The sequence below is a fragment of the Legionella drozanskii LLAP-1 genome (genome assembly GCF_001467585.1).
Classification (GTDB): domain Bacteria; phylum Pseudomonadota; class Gammaproteobacteria; order Legionellales; family Legionellaceae; genus Tatlockia; species Tatlockia drozanskii.
Genome location: NZ_LNXY01000020.1, coordinates 452,466 through 465,024 on the forward strand (window position 1 = coordinate 452,466; position 12,559 = coordinate 465,024).

Here is a 12,559-nt window from a genome sequence, read left to right on the forward strand (position 1 = left end):
ATCCCAGGCCAAGTTGCAGCTATTATAGGACAGTGAAGTTGACAGGCATGATTATTCGCATAATATGCCACCGGCTAAAATAGCAAATTGCTGGCCGAAACCCCTGATTATTTCGATAATCAGACCTAGCGTAACTATCTGATTATAAATCATAATTTTGATATTTTTACCATTGCCATAAAAAGTTAAATTTCACTTTTTGCTGTTTAATTTCTTAATCTGAATTAAAATTAAATCTAATAGCGCCTAACACGTTCGGTGATCAAGTTTATCTGCTATCCAAAATTTTATTAGGGATTGGCGTGACGTGCCTATTCTGTTAGCTTCTTTATCAAGCGACTCAATCATCCATTCAGGGAAATCCACATTGATTCGCTTAACATCTAATCCAGATCGTTTTGCGGCCTTTAGATCTAACATGTCAGTTATATCTTCGCCAGAATCAAATTTGTCGTCAAATTCAGATGCTTTCATAAAGCTCTACCTCCTCTTTTCTAGCCCGCCTGACAGAAATAATTCTTATGTTTTTATTGCGGTACGTTACCACAGCAGACCAATGTTTCTCGCCAATTAACCCAATAATCAGAAATCTTGGCTCATCAGTATTTTTGGCCGGTATTTCTAATCGCATTGGGTCACACCATAAAAGCTTAGCCTCTTCGAAATCGATGCCGTGTTTTATCTTATTAGTGTTATTTTTGTCGGTATCATATTCAAATATCATTCCATAATTATACCTTTTATATGGTAATTTTGCAACTAAATCATATTAATTTGTTCTAGCTCAGGGAAAATAAGATTTAAGAGATTAAACTTTAAGAGTTTGGTTATAACTTTATTTTGTCGATAAGTTTACATACCTAACCCCTCAAAATTTTTAATGTTGCTGCCTGTTCAGCAGTAAATTATTTGAATTAGCCCAACTTGCCAATCCTATCACAAAGAGAGGCTCAATCTAGCGCCCAGCTAATCATTTCACCGTTGCGCCACACTATCGTCATTCTGCGAATCAACCCAGTGTGAAACTTACTTACTTGCTTGCTCTATCATGCTTCCACCCCGCGCGCTACCATCTCATCAATGTAATTAACACCTGTCATCATTGCGCAATTGAATGTTTTCTTGTGTTCCCAGCCAGCTATCAACTCACCGCATGGTTTTTTTACATCAAGAATGTAATCGCCTTGCTTCATTTCGTAAATGGTTATGTCAAATCCTTTATATTCTTTGTCACTTACGTTTGTGTATCTCATGCTGAGGACTCCACACGATAAGAATTCCCTTTGAATTTAATCGTGCTACCATCTAGAAACGCATAAATTTCTTGGTTATTCTCTTGGATGTGCGATATCGCAGCCGATTGAACCATATTGAGAAACTGCTCATTTGCTTCTGATGGACAATCAAACTCACCATCATCAACCATCAAATCAAAATCATCAGAAATTTGCCACGCTATTGTACTTGCCATTCGTATTATCTCGTCTAGTTAAGTAACACCATTAAAAAACAGTATATGTACTGTAAAGAGAGGATTAGCCCATCTCAGAACCAATCCTGTTCTATTGGGAGATTATTCCCAAATAACCGTTTTCAAAAAGTCGTAATTCTCTTTGTATGCCTGAACCACATAATCTTGCTCGGCTGAGTCATCAAGCTGGTTCTCATAATATCTTATCAACTGCTCAACATGGTCACGAAATCCCAATGTATCGCGCGGGGCTAAATCTAGTCGGCACTCATATTCATTGCCATCATCAAACAGCACATTAACTTTAGTCTTGTAATATCCGCAATACTGCTCCATAGGTTGCATCTTACGGCCTTTGTGAATCGCAACAGCCTGAGCCTTACGCTCAAAATCTGCAAAAGGAATAAGCTCGTTATCTTTAAACTTGCTCGATTCACTCCAACGTACTTGTACCCATACCGGTTTGCTCATTCTAAATTCTCCTTTCTTATTCTAATCTAACTAGAAAGCTCACCACTAAATGTGAATTAATAATTGTTTGATCTGGTTAAGCTCAGAGGATAGGCGGATGTAATCTGCTTCAAGAGTTTTAAGATAAACCTGTTTTCTTTTAGAATGATTAAGAAAGGATTTGAAAGAATATAATAATTTTGATAGGTTATGCTTAGTCATTTTCACTCTCGTAAGTGTTGGTGATTAGTGATATTAGACTGTTTCAGCAGTTTAATATCACGACTTAACTACCCCTCTATAGTATCAATAATTCGCTAAAAATTCAATAATTTCCCTATGTTTTTATTCATTTTTTGGAATTATTTTATGATTAAATTCCATTAATTTAAAATTAAAACGGATAAAATAATCTCTATTTTTTGGGGCAGGTTCGAGTTGTATTTTAACTCAATGAATGAATTATTAAGCTTCAGCCAATTCAAGAGAAATCTTTTTAAACGCATTGTCCAGAGCAGTTAAATCAAATTTGTTCAGGCCATGTTTATAAGCAAGTTCACCTATATCAATTTTTTGTTTTTCCTGAAGCTTGCTTAATTTCTTTTTTGCATCAGCTATGATATTGACTAATTCTTTTTCTTTGTCCGAAGCTGTTTTTTTTATTTTTGGCATTAGTGAATCCTAGTAATTTAAAGTTATGTTCAATCGTATAAAACTGGAATAGTATATATAAAAATTGCGCTTTTAACATCCTTCTTATAGAAGGATAATGAAGAATTTTTCTATAACTGTTATTTTTATTCAATGGAAATATCACATTATTTTAACTATTTTTTAAAAAATTAATTTAAGTGTTTTGGATTATTAGGACAAATGAAATTAATCAAAACCACGCCATTGAAAGGCGCGCTTAAAACTCGCATAGATGACTGAGCTTAAATAAAATCCATGTTCAACTCACCAAAGCAGATTTAAAATCAAAACAAGCACATGCAGCCAATTTTATGCTGCATGATCTATGAAACATTCCACCTTAAGTTGATCACGTTTTTGTTCAGCAATCCATAAATCATTGAGCTTGCTGGTTTATCCAGTTTTCAGTAGAGGTGTTGAACGCGATACTCAATTCCTTTGGCAGTTTCAAATAATTCAATCACAAACGCGCCATTGAGAGACGCTTAGAAAAACCATAAATTCAAATCAAAAAGAAAAAATGAGATCTAAATACAAAATGAAATAGGATAGAAAATCAAAAGCAGCACACCCCTCGCAATGGTCATTGCCTAAAATATTTCCTTTATTATTCATACAGTTAACCATGATTTGGCATTTTGAATTTGATTAGCACCTCAATTGCTCATGGGTGTTGATACACTCTTATATATTAATCAATAAGTTAAAATAAATCAACACCTAATCCACACCTATTTATTGATATAAAAAAGCCTTTAAATAGCCAATAGACACCTATTCCACACCCACTATTAAATGGTACAATTCTATAAAACCATTGAAAACAGACGTGCGGAATGTGCATTATCAGTTAAATAGAGGAATTTATGCCCAAGGCTTATTGTTATCTAAATCAAAAAACAATCGACCAGCTCGAATCAATAAAAAAAGATGAAGGACATGATTCATCATCTCAAACCATGAAAGAAATGATTGAATTAGGGATTAAGGTTTATCTCCATAACAAAGACAATCCAGCGGTGAGTGAGGATGAAAAAAGACGCTTGGAAAAAGAAGAGGAATTGAATCGGCAACACACAACGCATCTTTTAAGATTGCTTGCGGTCAGTGCGGATATTTTTCGTTGCGTTTACGATAAAAACAAACTGCCAGAAGGATCAATCAATGCAGATGATCATATCGCGGCACTTAAGAAGAAAGTAGATAATTTTGTGGATGGCTATATTAATAACTAAGTCATTATAATGATTCTGCGAGTTAATAAAATAGCAACTGAACTGTTTAATAAGGGTTTCCATAGTGAAACCTTTAAGTGTTTTGTCACGCATTATTTAGTTTTTTAACAGCCTCATTTTTACTTGAAAACCTAAAATAAAAACTAAATGAAGAAATAATAATAGGATTGATAGTGCATAAAAAACTTCAATTTCACCACCATTTAAAAGCCCAATTTTTCTTGGTAAAAAGCTTAGCAAACTGTAAATTAGCATAATTGCTGATGCGAAAAATAAAGTGTATTTTGTATGGTTCTCATTGAGAAAAAGTCCTGATAAAGCGTAAATTAATGAAAATATAAATCCATATATGCTGATAAAAAGATTAAAAATGGCCAAAAAGCTCTAAGATCACTATTATCCAAATCCATCATTAAAGATAAAAATCATGCTAATAAAAATGATGTGGATATCAGGAATAAATCAGTTTTAAAAGCCTCTTTTTTCGTCATTTCAGAACTGCTCAACAAGAAGACTTTATTGTTTTTATATGACCAATAAATGAATGCCATCACCAAAGGAAACGTCATAAATACCCCTTCTAAAGGCACACTAAACTTATAGGTCTGATATTCCATGGTTAAGGTTCCTAATAGGTAACAGACAATAATTAGCCATGTGTATCTGTTGATTTTCTTTAAGCCTTTTATAATTTTTTTACAAAAAATCAACATAATAAAGAGAGCAAGAATAATGATAATAGGTACATCAATGGGCACCGTCATTAAGAGCCGATTAAATACCCCATTCATCATAAAAAATGTACCGATTAAAGCGAAAATAAATGCAGTAAAAATATGAACTGTATCGCGCATAATAAACCTCATTTGATGTCAATTTGATCGATTAGTTGCATGATGAACTCCATGAGAATAGCTATTATTAATAGATCCTGAATAACATCAATCAACTCTCTTTAAGACTAATAAATTTCCATTTCCTCACGTTGTAACGTTCTTATTTTTTCAATGGATTGATTTTTGTTTTCAGGTATTTCTATTTTTAATTGTCGTGAAATGTTCTCAAGACAATTCTTGATTTGGTCTTCATTCACATCGATTTTATTAGTGACTCCAAGTATTTTATCAATACTTACCGCTTTGTTTAATGTGTCAACAACCCCTTGTATTCCACTGGATTTATTCACATCATTAAAATCTTTTTCCCGTATTGGCATGGAAATTTCTACGGTCTTTCCATGCTTCTTTAATCGTTCAATAGTTAGAATAATTGCTTTGTCATCTTTAATAGGTTTGCCATCATTATCAAGACAAAGAACCACTTTATTCGTAAGTAACGCCATATCAATGTTAGGGAAGTTTTCCTTGCCAAGGGTGGCTATAACCCGTTCATTATGCACTGCATCTCGAACACTTAATCCTGTTACAACCCCTTCTGCAAGGTAGGTAACACTTTCTTTTCCATGGCCTTCGCTTAAGATAACCCCAGAGCCTGCTTTTGAACCATAAGATTTCTTATCTTTCATTTTCATTATTGGTTTATTTGCTGTTTCTTTATCCAGGTATATTGCTTCTACAGCGACTATCTTATTGTCTTTGTCCCGGGCAATATTTAATAATGCCGGTCTGTAGGTTACTGCTTCACTTTTATGGGTATAGACATGAGGATGAAAACGAATATTCTCCCCAGAAATATTGTGAATTTTTCTTATTTCTTTCAAATATTTTTCTGCAATCGTGCCCATTATAGGCTTTGATTCACGCGCCAATTGCAAACCATAATCTTGGGTCTTACTCTTTTGATTATCTATTTTTTCTTTAAACTCACCAGGCTTTTTACTCATCACTTTAATGCTTTCTTTTAAATCATCGCCTGTTACTTTTGCCGCATATTCAAGGCTTTCTTTAAAATTCAGATTCAATGTTTTTTGAATCAAATGAAGCATATTTCCTTTATCAAGGGTTTCAAAGTTATACCATGTCCCTCGTTTTTCCCCACTTAAACAAAAGCTTAAACTACCGTTTGTTCCGTAACGATATTCATTTTTTGAAGAAAGTGCTCTATTCGGTTCCCCGAGCAAGGACTCGATGACTAGTTCAGCATGATGCGATAAATTTTGGGCAATTACCTTTGCGTCATACTGGACTGCTTTTTCCTTTATTATGGGCGTGCTAGGTACAGTCTTTGGTATAACTGAGGGGTTTGTGACTGCCTTTGTTTTGATGTCTTTATTAAGGCGATTTAAAGCTTCCAAGGCTGAGGTTTTTTCTGGGGTAACACGCAGTTGTTTTTGCAATTTCTTATAGTTATCTGTGTAAATCATGGCATGCATTGAGCCACGCGTTGCCATGATGTAGAACGAACGCAAATGATTTACTTTAGCATTTCTTGTTTCGGCAACTCCTATGACAAAAGGAGATGAGGCTCCCTGAATAGAATAACTGGTGGCCGTATAACTATAGTCCCAATGAGAATCCTTCATCTCCTTTTTGTGTAACACATGAGTTGCTCCACTGCTGTCTTTTACTGTAAAAGATTCATCCTGTACATCAGTTACTTGCGCCCGTTCATTAGCAAAACGCCCTAAAAGCTTATCAGATTTTTTAAAATGAATTTTTTCACCAACAGAGATTTTTCCTGGCTTTGATTGAAATAATTCGATTTTCCAATCCTTATTTTCTTTTTCAGGTACAAATACAGTTTTATTTCCTTTGATATCATTTAAAACCACTACTTTAGCTGATTCATCCACAGAAACCACTTTGAAATATTGATCCCCCTTTTTTAAAAAATACTCCCCATCTTTTTTTAAACAGTCACGATAAGTTTCACAATAATAAAGCTCTGCGGTGGTGTAGTTCGTACTTAATAATCGAGGGAATGACTTATTTTCAGAGCCTAGAGAGGATTCTTCCATTAGAGCATCCCGTATAAGAGTGTTTGCAATCTCTCTTTTTTTGTTTTCATGAATAATAACAATGGTATTATCACGACAAGCAGGAGTACGGGATAAATAGTCCCCTACTGCCATTTCAATGGGGCTATTTTGCTTTAACTGCTGCAAAGGAGTCTCATTAGCCTCTTGTTTTGAAGGTACGAGTTGGTGCTCATCATCCTTTTTACCTGTTTCCATAACAGAGCATTTAATCTCATAATAAGGACTGTCCTCTTTATTTCGTTCAATGGAAACTAAGGGTAGCGCTGCTAATTGAGCTAAAGCCTTGTCGGTATCCCCGCCAATTAAGGTTTCAATGGCTTTTTTATAACCTACGACTTGCTGCCTTACCAGCTCATCCATAGTGGCCACGCGAATGCTGCCCTCCTGCATCAATATCTTACTTGGTTTTCCGCTCTCAATACTCTGATGTTGACTAATATCTCCCAGAAAAGCGCAACGGGCGCCCGAATCTTTAATTTTTTGGACTAAGCTTGCGCAGTCTCGATTGGATACCATCGATGATTCATCGAGAAGTAGCAGTGAATTATTGGTTAATGTAGGCTCTTGTTCTTGTTCAATAAGAAAACTTTTTAGGGTTTGTGCCTGAATACCTAATGCTTTCATTTCCTTCACCGCCTGATGTGTTGGGGCTACTGCAACAATATCAAAGCCACCAGGTACCATTGATTTTGCATGCTCAATGGTATCAATGGCCGTACGATTCATGGTTGTTTTACCCGTTCCTGCATAGCCCTGAATCATAATGAATTGATCGGCTGTAGTTGTGATTAACTCACAAGCTTCTTTTTGTCCTTTTGTAAGATTCGCCTGTTCTAATTGACTACGTGCCTCATCATTACTCATCAACGGATTAAGCGTGTTAATACCTGCCCTAACGGTATTAATAATCGATTCTTCAAAAGCCACCGCTTCTTTGGTGGTCAATAAATTCTGCTGTCCAGAAATTAAATCACCGCTTTTTATAACCTTATCTAACATACTATCCAATTCGTTAAAGCCTGACTTCCCAATAGCCTTGTGAAGTGCAACCTTAAGTACTTCTGCCCTTTCAAATGCTGCTTCTCGCTCTGAAAGATGGGCAATAGCAAATTGCAGCGCTTTTTCTGCATCACTTTTTATTGGTTTTTCAGCGGACAAAAGGTCTAAGGCTTTCTCAAGGGTTGTTAGCAGTTCATTTGTTGTGGCGTTATCAATAATGTGCGCGCCATGATTTGTTTTAGCAGCCTCTAAAGTTAAGGAAATTGCCGAAGCTTGAGAGGTAGTTTTCAGTGCATATCGATTGGCCTTATCCACATCATCGGTAATAATCATTAACTCTTCTTTACTTGATTCCGATAACAACGACAGGGTGTTTTGACGAAGAGCATAGGCCGGTAGAGTCACGAGCGTTTTTTCAACAGACTTAAAATCATTAGCATGCATGGTTTTGGCATATGCATAATTTAAAGGAAGATATTTTTCGGTGCTCGTGATTAGGTGAATGGTGCTTTTTCCATTTTTTATCTTAATCCCATTGCGAGTGAACGCAGATACTTCATACTGCGCACCCATTTTTAGACCCTCAAAAGAAAGGCTGCCTGTGGCTACTAATTTATCACCTATCCCCACAGATAATGGGGTTTGTTCGTAAACCTGCATGGATTGTGTGATGTTTTTAGCAGGCAGTTGGGATAGGAGTCCATGGTGGTTACGCACAACCAGCAGATTATCCTTCTCATTAACACTAATCACGGTGAATTTTTTAGACTCTGTGCGTGTGTTATGGATTAATACAAAATCTTTCTTGTAACTTTTAGCCAATTTTTTCTCACTATCGGTCAGAAATAGTCGGGTCAAGGTATTGATGTTTTTTTCATCCGATGAAATCTCACCCTGCTCTTTTAACCTTGATCGAATCGCATCATTAACCTCTTTTGCTTCCAGCTTCGATGCGGTTAATACCCGGGTATTCTGTCTCTGGTTCAATGGTAGGGCGCTATACATCTGCGCTGTTTTTAAAATACGTGAATGTTTTTCTCGCGCCTCGATAAGATTAATAGTGGTGGTGTGCAATGGTCTGTCTTCAACTTTAAATGTTTTTACCTGAGCTTTATCAAGAAGACCGGGTATGTCTGATTTAAATCCAGATAAGGATTGTGATTTTTCCAGAAGAATTACTTTGGCAGCCCTCCTATCTGCAATGGATAATAAGGTGTTCATCTCATCAGGAGAAAGGCGCTGTGACTCATCCACAATGAGTAACTCGCCCTCTTTTTTACTTTTAAAAAAAGGCAGCCTATGATCAGACTCATGACGGTAATTAAATCCTGCAACTGTTTCGCACAAATCCTGCTTTCCAATAGATAAAATCCATTGCCACAAAGAAGGCGCTGATTTGGTCATGTCCTGATTAATGCTTAGTGCAGAAAGAGTTGTAGGGCTAAGTACTCTAATTTTTTTTGATGTTTCTGCATAATCGATTAAAGTGCTTAAAAGCTCTCGTGATGTAGCACTTTCCTGTTTGATTCGCACAACCCCCTCTTTATGAAATAAGGCCTGGGTAACACCCCTTTGAATGGACTCATTATTTGTTAATTCACCTACTTTATTCGTATCGCGTACTATGGCATTTTTTTGTGGCCTAAAGGTTGAGATTTTTTTAATAAGTTCACGCTCTTTATTGATTAGTTTAGGCGTCGTAAAACAAGTATCTTCCGTATCAAGAGCAATAAGCTGTTGTGTGCTAAGCGCCTGTTCAATATGAGAAATCAGCGCATCAAAACCCTGCTCACCTAATGAAAAATGGAGGCTTGTCTGCAATAGCTCCTGATAAGTAAACTTAAGTTTTTTTTCTTCTAAGTGAGCAATAGCATCAAACACACCCATGCCAAACTCTTGACTCTTGAACTTAAGATCCTTTATCGAGTGTGCGGCTTGAGTTTGTTCTTTCAAAGTAGCTAAATAAGTCGATGGATTAACGCCTAAGGCTTCGCTTTCTTTGTTCCAGCGTTCACGCAATACCTCGGGGTCTGTCACTTCTTTTGCCTTGCGGGAATCTAGAGTGGCCCTGTCATAAGCTTTTAAGGAATCAGAGTGCATGCCTTTTATTTGTTCCTCAACTTGCGCGCGGCGTTTTGAAAATTGCGATAAGAGAGCCTTATCAAAATGTTTGATTTCAAATAAACCATGCGCATCACCCGTTTGCTCTATTTCCAACCCCATGTTTTTTAAACCAAGCGCAATTTCAGAGCGGTAAACAAGGCCTAAAAAGATTTGGTTATCCATAATCCATTCCATGGTGCCGTGATTGCGACTGATATCAGAAGCTAAAGCACGCCACTTGCCATCAAGACGCTCAGTAAGATTCATCAATAACGCATGGACATGAAGCAGGGGATCTTGTTCGCGCGAGGTATCATGAAGAATGGTTGCAAAACAAAGATTCCCTGTTTTTTCATACTCCATACCTTCTTTCCCTGACTTGCGTGCTTCAGCAGCTTCCTTTTCGATTAGTTTTAATACGGTTTTTACGGCATTTAAGTGCAAATCAACAAATTCTTTATGGCCACAGACCAACGCAAGATAAGACACCGATTTAGGTGCGGAGAAGGTCAAATCATAACCGCCACGCTTGTTGATTTCGCCATTGGCTGATTTCAAACCCTTAATCACATCACCGCTTGGTAATGTACCGCTGACAACGGCTTCAAGATCGAGCACGTTGACCTCTCCTGAAAGGTTTTGACGCGCAGCACTTAATCCAACCCATTCGGTAGTTAACTGATTCGTATAATAATAATTTTCTTTATCAAAATAATAGTCAGGCTTTTTAATTGGTTTAACTCGTAGGCTTAACATGATTTATTCCTCTCTCAAAAAATGGATTCCATATCGCACTCACGTTCAACACGCTTTTTATTGGTTGGTGCTTGAACATCTACACGACGGTCTGTTGAGTTATTGTCAGCAGACTCATTTTTAAGAGCGGCATTACAGGCAGGAAGAGACGGTATGGCACGAGGTAGAAAACCAGCGGCCTTTGCACTTCTTTTTTGATAATGAAGTTCCAATTTAGTAATAGGATATTGACCAGGTAAGCGCAGGTAACAGGTCAGAGGATCAAGTCCCATAATTTCAGGGTAAGTCACTAAAGGACGCGTAATACGGTTTTTTCCTAAGGAAATACCATCACGAATAGAGTTAGCGCCGTAGGAATAATTTTCTCGCGTGTCATCAATTTCTTCATTCCCGAGTTCTTTGCTCACGAGCTGCGCCATTTCATGGCTAGGGCTTGCAAAAAAAGCACGGGTATTGAGCAAGTCAAAAATTTCAGCCGCCCCACTACGCCCATAGACTTTTTCTAACTGGCTAAAACTTTGCATTCCCAGCAAGAAACAACCGCCAAATTTCCTGACTTCGGCAATGGTTTCACCCAAAAGAGGTAATTTGTGCAAGCTCGGTAGCTCATCACAAATAAACCAAATTCGTCTATTAGCATCTTCTGGCAAACTTAAAAGTGTTAGGGATGCCATAGCAATCCACATGGAAATCAAGGGCTTTAAGGATTTATGTTGTTCTCCATTGGATGAAATAAAGAGCCAACCTGCCAAATCCTTGTTTAAAAGATAATCACGAATCGAAAAGGGGGCATGGCTTGAGGCCTCAAGACCACTTAACGATTGCATCGATTTGAGATAGGTTGTAATGACAGACCGAATGGATATAGCTGTTTTTTCTATTTTGTTACTGACTAAAGTCGCTGCAGCCGTGCCTACAAGATACGGTTCTAACTCGCTAAACTCACCCGTTACCAGCAACCGTATTAGCTTGTCTAAGGAGCGTTCGTTGTCTTCGCGCATTTTACTTGCGACTGATGCAAAGACAGTGCGCGCTGCATTAACCCAAAACGGATCGGTTTCACCATGCATTGGAATTAAGCTTTCCGCCATATTTTCGAGTAATTCATCTTTTGGTGCTTCCCGCCACAAATCCCAGTTAGCACAACGCGCATCAAAGGGATTTAGTAAGACATCATGGCTTTCCTGAAAATAGGCTTCAGTAAACGTGCACCCCTTATCATAGACAATCACCCTATCGCCACGCGCACGTAAACAATCCATCAATTTCATAATGAACTGACTTTTTCCCATCCCGACCGTGCCATGCACTAATACATGCTGTACTTCTGCCCCTTGCAAAAGGGGGAATCCATCAAGAGTTAAATCAGATGCTTTCTTTTCTTTAATAATTTGTTTTTTAAGCGTCTCAGCGGGCACTAAACTTGCCCCGCGAATAAATTGATTTTGCGTTTGCGCTTTTCCGCGATAAATAAAATAACGGCTTACTAAAAGTGCCACAATTAATGACAAAGGAAAGGCCCATAGAACTGACTGTAAAAACAAAGTCAGTAAGCGTTCGGAAGTTGCAGCAAAATAGTGATTGTGAAGTATCTGTTCAACGGTTTGTGATGCATATCCCCCTTTAACAGGGATAGAGAACACATGAGACTTCCCTGCTAAGTGATAAAAATGAGCGCCGTGATAAGCCAAAGCCTGACTTATCATTCCATGCGGTGCAGAAACCCAAGTTACTAGAACAGATAATACTGCCCAAATGAATAGATACACTTGAAAGAGTGCTTTGTTAATCTGAAACCACATGCGCAGATTATGAAATGAAATCTGGCCGCCTCGGGTATAATGTTTGTAATTCGATTCGTTGCTCATTTTTAAACCTCTTATTCTTAATTTGGGCAAAGCAGCGGCTTCCACT

The 12,559-nt window shown here is 37.4% G+C and carries 10 protein-coding genes; 1 reads left to right on the forward strand and 9 read right to left on the reverse strand.

All coding sequences use genetic code 11. The annotated features are described in order from the left end of the window. Positions 1 to 246: 246 nt before the first annotated feature. The 6 genes from brnA to Ldro_RS06350 all read right to left on the reverse strand — a co-directional run bounded on the left by brnA (position 247) and on the right by Ldro_RS06350 (position 2,593). On the reverse strand, positions 247 to 474 hold the full coding sequence (gene brnA, locus Ldro_RS06325; protein ID WP_058495557.1) for a type II toxin-antitoxin system BrnA family antitoxin: 228 nt from the start codon (positions 472 to 474) through the stop codon (positions 247 to 249). Beyond that, positions 461 to 724, reverse strand: coding sequence for a BrnT family toxin (locus tag Ldro_RS06330; protein WP_058495558.1), 264 nt, complete (start codon positions 722 to 724; stop codon positions 461 to 463). The genes brnA and Ldro_RS06330 overlap by 14 nt, the downstream gene beginning before the upstream one ends. Positions 725 to 1,046: 322 nt before the next feature. Then, the gene (locus Ldro_RS06335) at positions 1,047 to 1,253 is read right to left on the reverse strand and encodes a hypothetical protein (protein WP_058495559.1); all 207 of its coding nucleotides are present in this window, start codon (positions 1,251 to 1,253) and stop codon (positions 1,047 to 1,049) included. Next, complete coding sequence (locus tag Ldro_RS06340) at positions 1,250 to 1,471, reverse strand: hypothetical protein (RefSeq protein WP_058495560.1); 222 nt, start codon at positions 1,469 to 1,471, stop codon at positions 1,250 to 1,252. Before Ldro_RS06340 ends, Ldro_RS06335 begins: the two co-directional genes overlap by 4 nt. A gap of 102 nt (positions 1,472 to 1,573) precedes the next feature. Further along, on the reverse strand, positions 1,574 to 1,942 hold the full coding sequence (locus Ldro_RS06345) for an LPD25 domain-containing protein (protein ID WP_058495561.1): 369 nt from the start codon (positions 1,940 to 1,942) through the stop codon (positions 1,574 to 1,576). Positions 1,943 to 2,386: 444 nt separating this feature from the next. Continuing rightward, positions 2,387 to 2,593, reverse strand: coding sequence for a hypothetical protein (locus Ldro_RS06350; RefSeq protein WP_058495562.1), 207 nt, complete (start codon positions 2,591 to 2,593; stop codon positions 2,387 to 2,389). 887 nt (positions 2,594 to 3,480) lie between these two features. Here Ldro_RS06350 and Ldro_RS06355 point away from each other — a divergent pair. After that, positions 3,481 to 3,849, forward strand: a complete 369-nt coding sequence (locus Ldro_RS06355) for a hypothetical protein (protein ID WP_058495563.1) — start codon at positions 3,481 to 3,483, stop codon at positions 3,847 to 3,849. Positions 3,850 to 4,274: 425 nt separating this feature from the next. On the opposite strand, the gene Ldro_RS06365 is transcribed toward Ldro_RS06355, so the two are convergent. The 3 genes from Ldro_RS06365 to traD all read right to left on the reverse strand — a co-directional run bounded on the left by Ldro_RS06365 (position 4,275) and on the right by traD (position 12,513). Then, a complete protein-coding gene (locus Ldro_RS06365) occupies positions 4,275 to 4,703 on the reverse strand; it encodes a hypothetical protein (protein ID WP_058495565.1) in 429 nt (142 codons plus the stop codon). A 107-nt stretch (positions 4,704 to 4,810) separates the two neighbouring features. Next, complete coding sequence (gene traI, locus Ldro_RS06370; protein ID WP_058495566.1) at positions 4,811 to 10,645, reverse strand: conjugative transfer relaxase/helicase TraI; 5,835 nt, start codon at positions 10,643 to 10,645, stop codon at positions 4,811 to 4,813. Between the two features lie 14 nt (positions 10,646 to 10,659). Then, on the reverse strand, positions 10,660 to 12,513 hold the full coding sequence (gene traD, locus Ldro_RS06375) for a type IV conjugative transfer system coupling protein TraD (protein ID WP_058496082.1): 1,854 nt from the start codon (positions 12,511 to 12,513) through the stop codon (positions 10,660 to 10,662). Positions 12,514 to 12,559: the final 46 nt, after the last annotated feature.